Source organism: Duganella violaceipulchra, assembly GCF_019166075.1.
Lineage (GTDB): Bacteria > Pseudomonadota > Gammaproteobacteria > Burkholderiales > Burkholderiaceae_D > Rugamonas > Rugamonas violaceipulchra.
On the sequence record NZ_JAHTGR010000002.1, the window covers coordinates 482,951 to 498,833 of the forward strand.

Here is a 15,883-nt window from a genome sequence, read left to right on the forward strand (position 1 = left end):
GTCGATTTTTGCCCGATAGCAGGGCAGTTTCACATAAAATCATGCTTGCGACTACTTTGACTCTTGCAGCGGGATACTAAATGATTTTTGTGACGGGTGGTGCGGGTTTCATCGGCTCGAATTTTGTCCTCGACTGGCTGGCTCAGTCGGACGAGTCTGTTATCAACTACGATAAGCTGACCTACGCAGGCAATCTGAACAACCTGGCGTCGCTCAAGCAGGACGCGCGCCACACCTTCGTGCGCGGCGACATCTGCGACCAGGCGCAGGTGCTGGCCCTGTTCCAGCAGCACAAGCCGCGCGCGGTGGTGCACTTCGCCGCCGAAAGCCATGTGGACCGCTCCATCCTCGGACCGGGCGAGTTCATCAACACCAACATCAACGGCACCTTCAGCCTGCTCGAAGCGGCGCGTGCCTACTGGTCGGCGCTGCCGGACGACGAGCAGGCCGCGTTCCGCTTCCTGCACGTGTCCACCGACGAAGTCTACGGCACGCTGGGCCCGGACGACGCGCCCTTCAGCGAGACCACCGCGTTCGCGCCGAACAGCCCGTACTCGGCGTCCAAGGCCGCCTCCGACCACCTGGTGCGATCCTACCACCACACCTACGGCCTGCCGACGGTGACCACCAACTGCTCCAACAACTACGGCCCGTATCACTTCCCCGAGAAGCTGATTCCGCTGATCATCGCCAACGCGCAGGCCGGCAAGCCGCTGCCGATCTACGGCGACGGCCAGCAGGTGCGCGACTGGCTGTACGTCAGCGACCATTGCGCGGCGATCCGCCGCGTGCTGGCGGCGGGCCGGCTGGGCGAGACCTACAACGTCGGCGGCTGGAACGAGATGGCCAACCTGGACGTGGTGCACACCTTGTGCGACATGCTGGACCGGCTCAAGCCGAGAGCGGACGGCGCCAGCTACCGCGCGCAAATCACCTACGTCAAGGACCGCCCCGGCCACGACCGCCGCTACGCCATCGACGCCCGCAAGCTCGAGCGCGAACTGGGCTGGAAACCGGCCGAGACCTTCGAGACCGGCATCGCCAAGACCGTGCAGTGGTACCTGGACAATCAGGCCTGGGTGGCCGACGTGCAGTCGGGCAGCTACGCCAAGTGGGTGGAAACCAATTACTTTAATCGCGAAGGCCAGCAATGAGCACTCCTACCCCTAGCCGCAAGGGCATCATCCTGGCCGGCGGTTCCGGCACCCGCCTGTATCCGGTGACGATGAGCGTCTCCAAGCAGCTGCTGCCGATCTACGACAAGCCGATGATCTACCATCCGCTGACGGTGTTGATGTTGGCCGGCATGACCGAGATCCTGCTGATCTCCACGCCGCAGGACACGCCGCGCTTCCAGGACCTGCTGGGCGACGGCAGCCAGTGGGGCATCCACATCAGCTACGCGGTGCAGCCTTCGCCGGACGGCCTGGCGCAAGCCTTCATCATCGGCAAGGACTTCGTCGGCGATTCGCCGTCGGCGCTGATCCTGGGCGATAACATCTACTACGGCAACGACCTCGACGCGCTGCTGCGCCACGCCACCGAGCAGACCGACGGCGCCACCGTGTTCGCCTACCACGTGCAGGACCCGGAGCGCTACGGCGTGGTCGAGTTCGACGCCGACCGCAGCGCCGTGTCGATCGAGGAAAAGCCGCTCAAGCCGAAATCGAACTACGCCGTCACCGGCCTGTATTTCTACGATAACCAGGTGTGCGACATCGCCGCCAGCATCAAGCCGTCCGCGCGCGGCGAGCTGGAAATCACCGACGTCAACCGCATCTACCTGGAGAAGCAGCAGCTCAACGTCGAGGTGATGGGGCGCGGCATGGCCTGGCTCGACACCGGCACCCACGAGTCGCTGCTCGACGCCTCGCAGTTCATCGCCACCATTGAAAAACGCCAGGGCCTGAAAGTGGCTTGCCCGGAAGAGATCGCCTACCGCAAGGGCTATATCGACGCCGCCCAGCTGCGCAAGCTGGCCGAGCCGCTGAAGAAAAACAACTACGGCCAGTACCTGCTGCAGATTCTTGAGGATAAGGTCGTGCCGCGATGAAGGTGATCACTACGCCACTGGAAGGCTTGCTGGTGCTGGAGCCGCGCGTGTTCGGCGACGACCGCGGCTTTTTCTTCGAGAGTTTCAACGCCCGCCGTTTCGCCGAACTGACCGGCGTCACCTTGCCCTTCGTGCAGGACAACCATTCGCGCTCGGCCAAGGGCGTGCTGCGCGGCCTGCACTACCAGATCGCGCAGGCGCAGGGCAAGCTGGTGCGCGCCACCGCCGGCAGCGTGTTCGACGTCGCCGTCGATCTGCGCAAGAGCTCGGCCACCTTCGGCCAGTGGTACGGCATCGAACTGTCGGCCGAGAACAAGAAGCAGATGTGGATACCGCCCGGTTTCGCGCACGGCTTCGTGGTCACCAGCGACGCCGCCGAGTTCCTCTACAAGACCACCGACTACTGGGCCCCCGAGCACGAGCGCTCGGTGCTGTGGAACGACCCGGCCATCGGCATAGCCTGGCCGGCGCTGGATGCGGCGCCGCTGCTGTCCGGTAAAGACCAGGCCGCCTTGCTGCTGGCCGACGCCGAGGTGTTCGCATGAAAATCCTGCTGACCGGCAGCAGCGGCCAGGTGGGCTATGAACTGGCGCGCAGCCTGCAAGGCATAGGCGAGGTGGTGGCGGTCGACCGCAAGGTGATGGACCTGTCCGACCTGGACCAGGTGCGCGACGTGATCCGCCGTGAGAAGCCGGGCCTGATCGTCAACCCTGCCGCCTACACGGCGGTCGACAAGGCCGAGAGCGAGCCGCAACTGGCGCACCGCATCAACGCCGAAGCGCCGGGCCTGATGGCGCAGGAAGCCAAACTGCTGGGCGCGGCCATGGTGCACTACTCGACCGACTACGTGTTCGACGGCAGCGCGCCGACGGCGCGGGCGGAGGACGACGCCACCGGCCCGCTCAACGTCTACGGCGCCAGCAAGCTGGCCGGCGAGCAGGCCATCGCGGCGGCCGGCATCCGGCACCTGATCTTCCGCACCAGCTGGGTGTATGGCATGCGCGGCAAGAACTTCCTGCTGACCATGCTGCGCCTGGCCGCGGAGCGCGACGAGCTGCGCGTGGTGGCCGACCAGCACGGCGCGCCCACCTGGAGCCGCACCATCGCCGACACCACCGCGCTGGTGCTGTCGCAAGCCCACGCGGGCGGGCGCGAGTGGTGGGTGCAGAACAGCGGCGTGTACCACCTGAGCGCCCAAGGCCAGACCACCTGGTTCGACTTCACCCGCGCCATCGTCGAGGAGGCGGGGCTGGAATGCCGCGTGCTGCCGATCACCAGCGCCGACTATCCGGTGCCGGCCAAGCGCCCGCAGTACTCGGCGCTGTCGTCCGAGCGGCTGATGGCGCGTTTCTGCCACTTGCCGGACTGGAAAGAAGCCTTGCGTCTGTGCATGCGCTGAGCCCAGGCCAGTTGTATCGTTTCGTAAGCTTTTTCGCCGTCGCCATACGCTGCTGCTATCATGCCGACGCGCCCAGTCAGCGCGCCGGCATGCCTGGGCGCGGCTGACGTTGCAAAACTGTCTAATGTTTGACGCCGTGCGGCTATTCCCGGCCGTCAATTCAGGACCGGCCCGCTTAATCCGGTACAATCGCGGGTTAGCGTGTAGTCCATCCTTATCGGTTAGCGCACCCGGTAATTTTGTATAGAAAAATATGTTTTCCTTTTTACTGAGCTTTGTCGCTTCCGCGCTGCTAACCCTGCTGGTGATTAAAGAAGCGAGATTGCACGGTCCTGCGCTCGACGCCGATTTCATGGGCGTGCAAAAAGTGCATGCCCACCATGTCGCCCGGATTGGCGGCTTATCGATATTCTTATCGGTGGCGCTGAGTTCTTTCATTTCCATTTGGCGGGTGCCGGCCATGACGCATTGGCTGATGTCGCTATTGGCCTGTTCCGCCGTGGCCTTTGTCGGCGGCATCGTCGAGGATTACACCGGCCGCGTCAGCGCCACCCGCCGCCTGGTATTGACCATGGCCGCCGCCGCGCTCGGCTATTTCCTGCTGGACGCCCGGGTCGACCGCATCGACTGGGCGTTTTCCGCCTGGCCGCTGCAATATATGTGGCTGACCTTGCCGCTGACGGTGCTGGCCGTGGCCGGCATCGCCAACGCGGTCAATATCATCGACGGATTCAACGGTCTGGCCAGCGTGGTGTGCATCTGCATGCTGTTGTCGCTGGGCTATGTGGCCCTGCAGGTCAACGATATGTTCGTCCTGATCGCGGCGCTGATGGTGGCGGGCGCCACGGCCGGCTTCCTGATCTGGAACTATCCGGTCGGCATGATCTTCCTGGGCGACGGCGGCGCGTATTTTATCGGCTTCATGCTGGGCGAGCTGGCCTTGCTGCTGGTGATGCGCAACCCGCAGGTTTCCACCTGGTACGCGGCGCTGCTGTTAATCTATCCGACCTTTGAAACCTTATTCTCCGTTTATCGCCGCATGTTCGTCCGTGGAAAGTCCCCGGCCATGCCGGACGGCATCCATCTGCATAGCCTGATTTTCCGCCGCATCGTGCAATGGGCGGTCGGCCGCAAAGAGGCGCGCGCGCTGATCCGCCGCAATTCGATGACGTCGCCGTATTTATGGCTGTTTTCGCTGATGGCGGTGATACCGGCCACGGTATTGTGGCGCCATACCTGGGCATTAATGGTTTTCTGTATTTTGTTTATCAGCAGTTACATCTGGATATATGTCCGCATCGTCCGCTTTAAAGCCCCGCGCTGGATGATACGCCATAAGAAAACCTGACTTTTTTATGTTGATGTAATATATTCCCGCCGGGCTGTATATCACCTCACTTAAAAGGAATACCCAATGGATCTGTCGAATATGTCCTCCGCCGATTTGCGTAATCTGCAAGAGCAAGTTAAACGCGAATTAAAACAGCGCGAAAGCCAGGACCTGGCCAAGGCGCGCGAACAGATACTGGCCATTGCCCAAAGCGTGGGCGTGCCCCTGAAAGACCTGGTCGGCAGCGGCGCCGTCCGCGCCAAGACCGGCAGCGTGGCGCCACGCTACCGCAATCCGGCCGACGCCACGCAACTCTGGACCGGCCGCGGCCGCCAGCCGAAGTGGGTCAAGGACTGGCTGGAAGCCGGTAAAGACATCGCCGGCTTAAAGGTTTAAACTGCTTGCACTTTGTACACTCGGCGGCCGGATAGGCCGGCCGCCGGCTTCAACCCTCCTCGCATACACATTCCCACACTATGGTTTCTTTATCTAAAACGATTTTCAAGGCTTACGACATCCGCGGCATTATCGACAAAACCCTGGATGCGGGCGTCGCCCGCCAGATCGGCCAGGCTTTCGGCCAGGCCGCGCTGGCCAAGGGAGAAACGAAGGTCGTGATCGGCCGCGACGGTCGCCTGTCCGGCCCGGTGCTGACGGCTGCGCTGGCCGAAGGCCTGCAAGCTGCCGGTGTGGATGTGATCGACCTGGGCGTGGTGGCCACGCCGATGGTGTACTTCGGTACCAACGTGCTGGGCGCGGCGTCCGGCATCATGGTCACCGGCAGCCACAATCCGCCGGACTACAACGGCTTCAAGATGGTGCTGGCCGGCGAAGCGATCCACGGCGACGCCATCACCGCGCTGTACCAGCGCATCGTCGACCACGACGGTTCGTCGGCGGCCAAGCAGGGCGCGTACAGCACCCACGACATCCGCGCCCAGTACCTGGAGCGCATCATCGGCGACGTCAAGCTGGCGCGTCCGATCAAGATCGCGGTGGACTGCGGCAACGGCGTGGCCGGCGCCTTCGCGGGCGACCTGTTCCGCGGCATGGGCTGCGAAGTGGTCGAGCTGTTCTGCGAAGTGGACGGCAACTTCCCCAACCACCATCCCGATCCCGCGCACCCGGAAAACCTGCAGGACCTGATCCGCTGCCTGCAAGAGACCGACGCCGAGCTGGGCATCGCCTTCGACGGCGACGGCGACCGCCTGGGCGTGGTCACCAAGGATGGCCAGATCATCTACCCGGACCGCCAGATGATGCTGTTCGCGGCCGACGTGCTGAGCCGCCATCCGGGCGAACAGATCCTGTACGACGTCAAGTGCACCCGTCACCTGGCGCCGTGGATCAGCAAGCACGGCGGCGTGCCGCTGATGTACAAGACCGGCCACTCGCTGGTCAAGGCCAAGCTGCGCGAAACCGGCGCCCCGCTGGGCGGCGAGATGAGCGGCCACATCTTCTTCAAGGACCGCTGGTACGGTTTCGACGACGGCCTGTATTCCGGCGCCCGCCTGCTGGAGATCCTGACCCGCGAGGCCGATCCGTCCAAGCTGCTGAACTCGCTGCCGCAATCGGACAGCACGCCCGAGCTGCACCTGCACCTGAGCGAAGGCGAAAACGTCATCGTCATGGACAAGCTGCGGGCCGACGCCAAGTTCCCCGGCAACGTGCAGATCATCACCATCGACGGCCTGCGCGTGGAATACGAGGACGGCTTCGGCCTGGCCCGTTCGTCCAACACCACGCCGGTGATCGTGATGCGCTTCGAGGCCGAAACGCCGGCCGCGCTGGCGCGCATCCAGGGCCAGTTCAAGAGCGTGATCCTGGCTGCCAAGCCGGACGCGGAACTGCCGTTCTAAGCGCATGACGGCGCAAGCGGGCGGCCGCCAGCCGCTGAACATTTTGCTGGTGCGCGTCTCCTCGCTGGGCGACGTGCTGCACAACCTGCCGATGGTGGCCGATATCGCCCGCCATTTCCCGGACGCGAACATCGACTGGGTGGTGGAGGAGGGCTACGTCAGCCTGGTGCGGCTCAACGCCCGCGTGCGCACCATCATTCCGTTTGCGCTGCGGCGCTGGCGCAAGAGTCTCGGCAAGCCCGAGACCCGCGCCGAGATCAGGAATTTTTTCCGTACTCTGCGCCTGCAGCAGTACGACTATGTGTTCGACACGCAGGGCTTGCTCAAGACCGGCATCATCATGGGCGCGGCCCGGGTGGTGAAGGGCGGCCGCAAGGTCGGCCTGGCCAACGGCAGCGAAGGCTCCGGCTACGAAGGCGTCTCGCGCATCTTCCACAATCTGAGCATACCGACCGATCCGCGCACCCACGCGGTGGCGCGCGGCCGCCTGGTGGCCGGCGCGGCGCTGGGCTACGCGGTCGACACGCCGGCCGATTTCGGCTTGCCGGAAGTATCGGCCAGCGAGCCGCGTCCCGACTGGATGCCGGCCGAAGCTTATGCCGTCTACTTCCACGGCACCGCGCGCGACCCGAAGAAGTGGGCGCCGGAGAACTGGATAGCGCTGGGCCGCGAACTGGCGCCCATGCCCATCCTGCTGCCCTGGGGCTCGCCGAAAGAGAAGGCCGAAGCCGAGGTGCTGGCCGCAAGCCTGCCGAACGCGCGCGTGCTGCCTAAACTGTCGATGGCCGAGGCGATGCTGCTGGCGCGCCACGCCGGCCTCGTGATCGGCGTCGATACGGGATTGACCCATATCGCCGCTGCCTTCGTGCGGCCGACGGTGGAAATCTACGCCGACTCGCCGCGCTGGAAGACCGAAGGCAACTGGTCGCCGCGCATCATCAACCTGGGCGACCGCGGCACGCCGCCGGCGGTGGCCGAAGTATTGGCGGCGGCGCGCAGCCTGCTCGCGCAGTCATAATCGCCATGCGACTTTTCTATTCCGTGATGTGGTGCCTGGCCTTGCCCCTGGTGCTGACCCGCTTGTGGCTGCGCGGCCGCAAGGAGCCGGGCTATCGCCAGCATTGGGGCGAACGCCTGGGCTTCTATAGCGGCGCCGCCTCTGAGGCACAGACGCTGTGGGTACACGCCGTGTCGGTGGGCGAAACCCGCGCCGCGGAACCGTTGATCGACGCCTTGCTGGCCGAGTACCCGCACAGCCGCATCGTCCTCACCCACATGACGCCGACCGGGCGCGCCACCGGCAAGACGCTGTTCGCCAAACATGGCGCGCGGCTGGTGCAGTCGTATCTGCCGTATGACACGGCGACGATGGTGGGCAGCTTCATCAAACATTTCAAGCCTGCGGTCTGCATCCTGATGGAGACCGAGGTGTGGCCGAACCTGATCGCGGTGTGCGGCAAGCGCGGCGTGCCGGTGGTGCTGGCCAACGCGCGGTTGTCGGAACGTTCGCTGCGCAGGTCGCGCCGCTTCGGTTCCCTGCTGGTGGATGCCGCGCGCGGCATCTCGCTGGTCGCGGCGCAGACGGCGGCCGATGCGGAGCGCGTGCGCTCGCTGGGCGTGCAGCGCGTGGAGATCACCGGCAGCATCAAGTTCGACGTGGTGGTGCCGGATGCTGCGCTGGTGATCGGCGCTGCGCTGCGCGGCGTGATCGGCGGCCGTCCGGTGCTGCTGTGCGCCAGCACGCGCGAGGGCGAGGAAGAGCTGATACTCGACGCCTTCCGCCAGGAGCGCGCAGGTCTGCCGTCCAATGTATTGCTGTTGATCGTGCCGCGTCATCCGCAGCGGTTCGATGAAGTGGAAAAAATGGTCGGCGCGCATGGCCTGAACGTGCAGCGCCGCAGCAAGCTGGCGCTGGACGGCGGCGCTGCCGCGCTGCCCGGCTTTGTCGACGTGCTGCTGGGCGATTCGATGGGCGAGATGTTCGCCTACTACGCGGCCTGCGACGTGGCCTTCGTCGGCGGCAGCCTGCTGCCGCTGGGCGGCCAGAACCTGATCGAGCCGGCGGCGCTGGGCAAGCCGGTGCTGATCGGAACGCACACCTTCAACTTCGCGCTGGTGACGGAAGACGCGCTGGCGGCAGGCGGCGCGCAACGCGTCGCCGATGCGGCGCAGCTGATGTCCGCCGCAGGACGCCTGCTGAACGACGAAGCGGCGCGCGCGGCGATGGGCCGCAACGCGCTGGCCTTCGCCAACCAGCATCGCGGCGCCACCCGCCGCACGCTGGCGCTGTTGCCGGCGCTGGTGAAACTTTAACCCGCCAACTCCGACTCTTCAGCGTAGCGCAGCACCGTCGAGTGCTGGCGGCAGAAGCGCGTCGCCGCCTTGTAGCCGATATCGAACAGGAACTGCATGTTCGACGTCGACCAGTCCATCGTGTTCGGCATATGGTCGTCCGGCACGGCGGCCATCAACTTCAGCTTGAGCAGGCGGCGCTTCGGCAGGCCGGTCTTGCGGTCGGTGTTGTGTTCCAGCTCGAACAGGCGGATCTGGCTCTGCGAAATCTTCACCAGCGGCGTGATCATCGAACCGACCCACGCGTCGTACAGATTGCGCGGCTTGCGCAGCAGGCGTTCGTCGCCGAGGATGTCGAGCACGATCAGCGTGTCGGTGTCATGGTGCTCGCCTTTGCCTTCGATGAAGGGATCGAAGTTCAAGGTTTCCAGCGCGGCGCCTTCGATGTAGTCCTCGCCGTCGATTTCGGTCGGCGCGTACAGGAAGGGGAAGGACAGCGCGGCGCGCACATGTTCGGCCTTGATTTCGTGCTTGTCCCAGATCGTCATGCGATGCTGGTTCAGGTTGTAGGCGTTGATGTAGAACTCCGGCTTCATGCTGGCGATGGCGGAGAAATCGACCGCGCCTTCCAGGAACGGCGCATGCGCGCACAAACCCAGGCTCTTGGCCGACAGGTTGGACGGCGACATGGTCGACATCAGCAATTGGGTCCAGTCGGTCCACGGCACCGAGCCTTGGGCGAACACGTTTTGCATCGCGCCAAACACCGGATGGCTGTTCGATGGCGCGAAGGCGTTGCGGAAGGCGTCCGCCTCCTGGCCCGGCTTGTGGAAGATCTTGTAATTGACCGGCATCATCTTGTAGATGCTGTCGGAGACGCCGGTATCGGCCCAGCGTTTCAGCGCTTCGCGCGGAATATCGAATGAGAGATATTTGCAATGCGGATAAAGGTACTGAAGTTAAGTTGATTCCGGCGGCCGGCCCAGCATGCGCTTCAGCGTGGCGTCCTTGTCGATCAGGTGGTGCTTGAGCGCGGCGGCGGCATGCAGCACGATCAGCGTGAGCAGCAGATAGCCGAGGAAGCCGTGCATCGTCTGGCCGAGGTCGGACCACTGGACGCTGAGCGGAATGGCATGGTCGCTGCGGTGGTGGCTGGGGAAAATCTCCCAGCCGAAGATGCCAAAGCCGTGGCCGCTGGCGCCGGAGTAGAGCATGCCGGTCAACGGCAGCACGACGGTCAGGATCAGCAGCACCACGTGCGCCGCCATGGCGGTCAAATGCTCCAGCCGCGACATGGGCCGCACCGGCTGCGGCAAGCCATTGCGCCAGCGCCAGGCCAGCCGCGCCAGGATCGCCACGAACACCAGCAGGCCTATCGATTTGTGAATGTCGTACAGATGCCAGGATTCGGTCTCGACCATGTAGATGCCGAGCGCGATCAAACCGATGATGCTGGCCGCCACCAGCCAATGCAGAACGATGGTGGTGCGGCTGAATTTTTGTGTGGTGTCCATCGCGACAAGGTACGGCGGCATTATGGAAACGTCAACTGGTTTTGGTCGGGCACCATACCACTTGACTAATGGACAGCGTTTTATTGCATTTGTAAGGATACCAGTTGGACGGAGAGTAAATGTGGTGTTGGTAAAATCAGGCGCAAGTTTGATGTCGCTGCAAGCAATGCAAAGTAAAGTCCGCATACTAATCTATCGGCATTGCTTGGCATGCCTTGCATAGCGACAGAACAACTTCTAAGCTACGAGTACGCGATTATGCAAGTTCTTCGATATTCGCCTAATGATGTGCACGTTCCTTTTAGCGCGTGGCTCGATGGCTTGCGCGATAAGATCGCTCAGGCTCGCATCCGCTTTCGCTTGCGCCAGCTGGAAGACGGGAACTTCGGTGACGTGGTATCGGTTGGGCAGGGCGTTCTTGAAATGCGCGTTCACATCGGCGCTGGATATCGTTTGTACTGCGGACGCCACGGCGACGCTGTCGTGGTGTTGCTGTGCGGTGGCGGTAAAAGTAGACAGGCTGTGGACATAAGAATGGCTAAGTTGTATTGGGCCGACTGGAAGCGGAGGCAAATATGAGCGGTTTTTTTGCAAGTGTCTCTCATCACGAGTGCGAAATCCGGGAGCTGCGCGCTGACCGAGAGCTGGCAATTGAATACTTGAAGATTGCTGTGCAGGCACTAGGAAATCCCGATGAATGTGCCGCAGCTTCACGTATGTTGCAGGCGTTGACCGAGGCATATGGGGGACTGGAATCGTTGCGGTTGGATGCCGGTATCAACGGTTCTGATTGGAAGTGCGCGACGGCGGCGCTCAGTTCCAGATAGCGTCTAGGGTAACAGCACCGGCAGCTCCTGCGCGCGCTTGCGATTGCGTCCGCCCACCAGCAGACGCAGCATGATGTTCGCGCTCAGGCAGCCGTCAGAAAACCATATTCAAGGCAGTCTCCAGGCTGAACGCGTGCGCCTCGCTGAACGGCAAACTATCGGTGCGCAGGCGCAGGCGCAGCGGGCCTTGTTCATAGCCCAATCCCACCATCTTGAAACGCGTATCGTAGCTGGCGCTGAAGCTTCCCCACTGGCTGGCGTAGCTGCCGATGGCTTCCGGAATGGTGGTGCCGGCGATGCGTTGCGCACCGGCCCGCAGCGCCCATTGCTGGTAGCGGTAGGTGAGGTTCAGCGCGGTGCTGGCGCCGATGGTGCCGTTGCGCTCGACCAGCTTGTTCTGGCCGACGATGCGCGGCTTGTAGTTGATGTAGCCATCGCCATCGACCGTGTGCACGTCGGAGCCGATGCCTTGCACCATCGACGGCAAGTTGCTCCAGCGCATGCGGCTCCACCAGTCGTTGACGGCCAGGTTGGCGGTGAGCTGGCTGCTCAGCGGCCATTGCAGCGCGGCCGAGACGCTGGCGCCCGACGATCTTTGCGTGGCCTCAGGCATGAACGGATAGCTGTAGTCCGTATTCGAGTTCGCGTACATGCCGTCGATCCGGTACGCGCTCTCGGGCTGATAGCTCACCCTGCCGGACGCGCCGCTGTCGTGGTTGCGGGCGCGCCCGTACACGGCGGCCGACACCATCAGCAAGGGATGGCCCGCGCCGGGGCCGGGCAGGGCGAAGGTGCGGCCCACGCGCGCGCCCGCCGCCGCCCATTGTTTCGACTGGGCGTACACCGCGAAATCGAGCGCCTTGTCGGGCTTCTTGTGGCTTTGATAGAGATGGTACAGGTCCACCGTGTCGCGGTTCGTCTGCAGCGACACTTCCAGCCGGTATTCCGCGCCGACGCGCCAGCCGTTCTTCTCCACGCCGAATTCCACGCGGTCCCGCTGCAGGAAGACATTGCGGCCGTCGCGCGGGGCGTAGCTATTGCCCCAGTCTCGGCCAAGTTCACGGATCGGCACGGCATCGTAGGCCGCCCAGGCCTGCGCCTTGGCGTATGGCTGCCAGGCGGCGCTGGGGGCGCGCAGTGCGATGTCGCTGTCGGCCACGGAGGTTTGCGCCGCTGCCCCGCTCGCAGCAAGCAGGGCGCCCAGTAAGGAAATCAAACGCATGATGGATCAGTTCAGCGTCTCGAAGCTGCCGTCGATGTAGTTGATCATCCCGGTGCTGGTATTGATCAGCGCAGTCTTGCTGTTGTTCTTGTAGACGTCGATGTACTTGGCGCCGTCCACCAGCGTGACCGTGACACCCGTGGCGCTGGCGATACGGACCGTTCCAGGCGGGGCGCTGTTGCCCTCGAACGCGATGACGTTGGCGCCGTCGTTGTAGCTGCCATTGTATTCGGCGGAGTTGTAGCCGGTGGTACGGCCGGCAAACGTGACGGCCAGCGCGGGGCGGCTGACGATCTTCAGGCTGCCTTTGAACGAAACGTTGGCAAGGATGAAGTTGCTCGCCGACAGCGGCGCCGCGCTATCGTAGTTCTTGTGGTTCGCCACTGCGACCGTGATGACGCCGTTGAAGCTCTCCGCGCGGCTGTTGGTGAAGCTGCCGGTGAACTGCGCGTAGTTTGGCTGGTAGCGATTGCCGTATTTGTCGGTATCGAATTTGCTCAGGGACAGGATGCCGCTGACGGTGCTGTTGGCCGTTGCGACGTCGATGGCCAGCTTGCCTTCGAGGACGCGGTAGCTGTCGCCGCTGACGACAGCGCGGACGAAGGAGGTGTCGGCAAGTTTGACGGTGCCCAGCGCTGTGCCGTTCTTGACCGCGCTGACGGTGCCGGAGAACGCATAGTTGGTGATGCCTTCCGCTTCCGCCGTGGTGGCCGCCTTGATATGCCAGGTTTCATAGTCGGTGAGCACGGCGCCAACGGCGTCGGTGCGCGCCGGCATGGTGCCGTCGATCAGCGCGGTGGCGACCAGATCGCCGTTCATCTTGTAGCCGATGGTGCCGCGCGCTGCGCTGCCGATGGGCGTCTGGCCGCTCAGGTTGCGGAAGTCGTACAGGCCATACTGATCCTTCCGATACTCCTGCGAGAAGCGCTGCGTCTGGGTGGTGTAGGCGAAGCTGCCGCTGGCGGCCGGCGCCAGCGTGATGCTTTTCCCGATCACTACGCGGGTATACAGGCCGCTCGACGCCGATTTGCGTTCCGATCCTGCGACGATGGCATCGCTCATCGTGCAGGAGACGCTCTTCGGCGTTACCGACGTTACGTCGCGGCTGGTGATGGCGACGGTCGCCGCCGCATCCTTGTACAGCGTGCACGAACCCAGCGGCGCCCATGGGTGGCCGTCCTTGACGCTGAAGGCCGTGGATTTCTTCTGGATGAAGTCGTCGTAGAGCTTGATGCCGCTGGAGGAGACAACGATCCAGTCGGCCAGGTTCTGGTCCAGCGGCGACAAGGCGGTATCGAAATCGGCCTTCAACGCGTTCAGGCTGTTGCGCAGGCCGCCACCGTCCTGGCTGGCGTCGGACCAGGCTTGCAGGTTGGTGCGCAAGCTGGCGAACAGGGCTTTCGTGTCGGCCACCGGGGTGGCTGGCGTTGGCGTTGGCGTCGGCGCCGGGGTGTTGACGGGCACGTCGGAGAACAGCCGTTGGCCATCCAGCGTTTTCATGGTGGTCTTGTTGACGGTGGCGTCGTTGGCCACTGCGGTCAGCGCGGCGAGCAGGGCGGTCTTGGCGCCGCCGCCGATGCTGACTGCCCCGTCTTTCATCCTGGCCGTGCCGGTCGTTGCGTTCACTGCGCACTTGACCTTTTCACCCGGAGTACCGGCGCAACCCATGCCGCTGGCGTGGGCGATCTGCGAGATCGCTGCCAACGCCAGGGACTGCAATTTTTCCGACGTATCGGTGGTGCTGGCGGCGGCGTCGCTATTGGCGTTGAGCGGCTTGGTCGTCAGCGGATTGAAGCCGAGAATCTTGGTGACTTCGGTCTGCGCCGACGCCACGTTTGCCGTGGTCAGGCTGTTTGCCGTGCCGGCGCTCATCGCCGCGGTCACCAGCATGTCGGTGAACGGCGTCACGTGGCTGGTCGCGCTGGTGTTGCCGCCGTCGAGTTGGACCAGGCCGCGCATCGTCATCGTGGCGGGCATGGTGATCGCGCCGCTGTACTCGTCTTCCATGGTGGTGCCGGCGTCGGCGCCCACTTCCACGGTGAACAAGCCGGTGCGGTTGCCCAGGTTGACCGAATAGCTGCCGTCGGTTTTCGAGGTGCGGGCAGTGGCGACCGGCGCCGCGGAGCGGTTGCCGCCGGCATCGTAGGCATACACGCTGACGATGCCGTCCTTGATGAGACCATTGGCGGCGACGCCGCTGATGGTGCGGGACTGCGCGACTACCGGACCGGCATCGGGAGCCGAGGTGTTGCCGCCACCGCCGCCACCGCAGGCGGCCAAGGTGGAAGCGAGTGCGCAGGCGAGGGCGAGTTTTGTCAAATTCATTGCAATAGTTAAATAATAGTTTTCCTACTATCAATTATAACCTATGCAACTAGTTGTCCGTGGTAAATAAAGTCATAGTCAGCCGGCGCGGCCGGCCGCATGCTAGGCGAACAGCACCGGCAACTCCTGCGCGCGCTTGCGCAGCAGGTTCTTGGCTTCCTCGTATTCGGGGTAGATCAGGCCCACCGTGTTCCAGAACTGCGCGCTGTGGTTCATCTCCAGGATGTGCGACAGTTCGTGGGCGATCACGTAGTCGATCAGCGGCTGCGAGAAGTGGATCAGCTTCCAGTTCAGGCGGATCTTGCGGTCCACCGTGCACGAGCCCCAGCGCGTGCCGGCCGACGACAGGCCGAACGAGTGATAGCGCACCCCCAGCCGCTGCGCAAACACGTCCAGCCGCTGCTCGAACAGCAGCTTGGCTTCCTGTTGGTACCAGGACTTGACCCGCTCCTTGAGCAGCGTCTCGGTGGCGCCGGGCACCAGCACCATCGACAGCTCGCGCGTGGCCGGGTTGTAGCTGCTGCGATTGCGGCCGCCCACCAGCAGGCGCAGCGTGATGTCGGCGCCCAGGTAGGGCAGCTGCGCGCCGTCCACCCATTCCACCGGCGGCTTCTCCAGGCGCGCGGCGCGGCGTTCGCGGCGTTCTTTCAGCTTGCTCAGTATCCAGTGCTGCTTGGTGCGGATGGCGTTGTCGATTTCGGCGATGCTGATGCGCTTGGGCGCGGTCACGCGCAGGCCCTCGTCGTCGATCATGAAGCCGATCGAGCGCCGGGTCGAACGGCGCAGCGAATATTCCAGCACGAAGTCGCCCACCATCAGCTGGCGCTTGGGCAGCTGGTCCGACGGCGGCGGCGCCTGCACGCGCGGCTTGACCGGCACGGCGGTCTGCGGCGGCGCCACGTAGGGCGAAACGGGAGGAGGGGTATTCGAGGTGGGCGAGGTCGGAATCGACCATACCGGTGCGGTGTACACCGGCTTGAGAGACGACTGCGCCTCCCGTCCAAACAGGTCCAGTTGGTTGGCGTCGTCTTTCGGCGACGCCGGCTTCACCAGCGTGGCTAG

At 63.9% G+C, this 15,883-nt stretch carries 16 protein-coding genes; 11 read left to right on the forward strand and 5 right to left on the reverse strand.

Annotated elements, in window-relative coordinates; translation table 11 throughout:
• Window positions 1-80 precede the first annotated feature (80 nt).
• The 9 genes from rfbB (at window position 81) to waaA (ending at window position 8,954) form a co-directional block, all read left to right on the forward strand.
• On the forward strand, window positions 81-1,154 hold the full coding sequence (rfbB, locus tag KVP70_RS05095) for a dTDP-glucose 4,6-dehydratase (RefSeq protein WP_217940987.1): 1,074 nt from the start codon (window positions 81-83) through the stop codon (window positions 1,152-1,154).
• Entirely contained in the window at window positions 1,151-2,053 is a 903-nt protein-coding gene (rfbA, locus tag KVP70_RS05100) for a glucose-1-phosphate thymidylyltransferase RfbA (protein ID WP_217940988.1), read from the forward strand. The genes rfbB and rfbA overlap by 4 nt, the downstream gene beginning before the upstream one ends.
• A complete protein-coding gene (gene rfbC, locus KVP70_RS05105) occupies window positions 2,050-2,598 on the forward strand; it encodes a dTDP-4-dehydrorhamnose 3,5-epimerase (protein WP_217940989.1) in 549 nt (182 codons plus the stop codon). The genes rfbA and rfbC overlap by 4 nt, the downstream gene beginning before the upstream one ends.
• A complete protein-coding gene (gene rfbD / locus KVP70_RS05110) occupies window positions 2,595-3,452 on the forward strand; it encodes a dTDP-4-dehydrorhamnose reductase (protein WP_217940990.1) in 858 nt (285 codons plus the stop codon). The genes rfbC and rfbD overlap by 4 nt, the downstream gene beginning before the upstream one ends.
• 253 nt (window positions 3,453-3,705) lie before the next feature.
• A complete protein-coding gene (locus tag KVP70_RS05115; RefSeq protein WP_217940991.1) occupies window positions 3,706-4,800 on the forward strand; it encodes an MraY family glycosyltransferase in 1,095 nt (364 codons plus the stop codon).
• 66 nt (window positions 4,801-4,866) lie between these two features.
• A complete protein-coding gene (locus KVP70_RS05120) occupies window positions 4,867-5,178 on the forward strand; it encodes an H-NS histone family protein (protein ID WP_217940992.1) in 312 nt (103 codons plus the stop codon).
• A gap of 80 nt (window positions 5,179-5,258) precedes the next feature.
• The gene (locus KVP70_RS05125) at window positions 5,259-6,641 is read left to right on the forward strand and encodes a phosphomannomutase/phosphoglucomutase (protein WP_217940993.1); all 1,383 of its coding nucleotides are present in this window, start codon (window positions 5,259-5,261) and stop codon (window positions 6,639-6,641) included.
• Between the two features lie 4 nt (window positions 6,642-6,645).
• Window positions 6,646-7,659 carry a lipopolysaccharide heptosyltransferase I gene (gene waaC, locus KVP70_RS05130; RefSeq protein WP_217940994.1) on the forward strand — a complete coding sequence of 338 codons (1,014 nt, stop codon included), beginning with the start codon at window positions 6,646-6,648 and terminating at the stop codon, window positions 7,657-7,659.
• Window positions 7,660-7,664: 5 nt separating this feature from the next.
• Window positions 7,665-8,954 carry a lipid IV(A) 3-deoxy-D-manno-octulosonic acid transferase gene (waaA, locus tag KVP70_RS05135; protein ID WP_217940995.1) on the forward strand — a complete coding sequence of 430 codons (1,290 nt, stop codon included), beginning with the start codon at window positions 7,665-7,667 and terminating at the stop codon, window positions 8,952-8,954.
• On the opposite strand, the gene KVP70_RS05140 is transcribed toward waaA, so the two are convergent.
• The gene (locus tag KVP70_RS05140) at window positions 8,951-9,790 is read right to left on the reverse strand and encodes a patatin-like phospholipase family protein (RefSeq protein WP_217940996.1); all 840 of its coding nucleotides are present in this window, start codon (window positions 9,788-9,790) and stop codon (window positions 8,951-8,953) included. The genes waaA and KVP70_RS05140 overlap by 4 nt on opposite strands.
• A 102-nt stretch (window positions 9,791-9,892) precedes the next feature.
• Entirely contained in the window at window positions 9,893-10,447 is a 555-nt protein-coding gene (locus KVP70_RS05145; protein ID WP_217940997.1) for a cytochrome b, read from the reverse strand.
• 258 nt (window positions 10,448-10,705) lie between these two features.
• On the opposite strand from KVP70_RS05145, the gene KVP70_RS05150 reads away from it, so the two are divergent.
• A complete protein-coding gene (locus KVP70_RS05150) occupies window positions 10,706-11,026 on the forward strand; it encodes a type II toxin-antitoxin system RelE/ParE family toxin (RefSeq protein WP_217940998.1) in 321 nt (106 codons plus the stop codon).
• Window positions 11,023-11,274 carry a hypothetical protein gene (locus tag KVP70_RS05155; protein WP_217940999.1) on the forward strand — a complete coding sequence of 84 codons (252 nt, stop codon included), beginning with the start codon at window positions 11,023-11,025 and terminating at the stop codon, window positions 11,272-11,274. The genes KVP70_RS05150 and KVP70_RS05155 overlap by 4 nt, the downstream gene beginning before the upstream one ends.
• Window positions 11,275-11,368: 94 nt before the next feature.
• On the opposite strand, the gene KVP70_RS05160 is transcribed toward KVP70_RS05155, so the two are convergent.
• The 3 genes from KVP70_RS05160 to KVP70_RS05170 form a co-directional block, all read right to left on the reverse strand.
• The gene (locus KVP70_RS05160) at window positions 11,369-12,496 is read right to left on the reverse strand and encodes a hypothetical protein (RefSeq protein WP_217941000.1); all 1,128 of its coding nucleotides are present in this window, start codon (window positions 12,494-12,496) and stop codon (window positions 11,369-11,371) included.
• Window positions 12,497-12,502: 6 nt separating this feature from the next.
• Window positions 12,503-14,815, reverse strand: coding sequence for a hypothetical protein (locus KVP70_RS05165; RefSeq protein ID WP_217941001.1), 2,313 nt, complete (start codon window positions 14,813-14,815; stop codon window positions 12,503-12,505).
• 108 nt (window positions 14,816-14,923) lie between these two features.
• Window positions 14,924-15,871, reverse strand: a complete 948-nt coding sequence (locus KVP70_RS05170) for a M48 family metallopeptidase (protein WP_217941002.1) — start codon at window positions 15,869-15,871, stop codon at window positions 14,924-14,926.
• Window positions 15,872-15,883 lie beyond the last annotated feature (12 nt).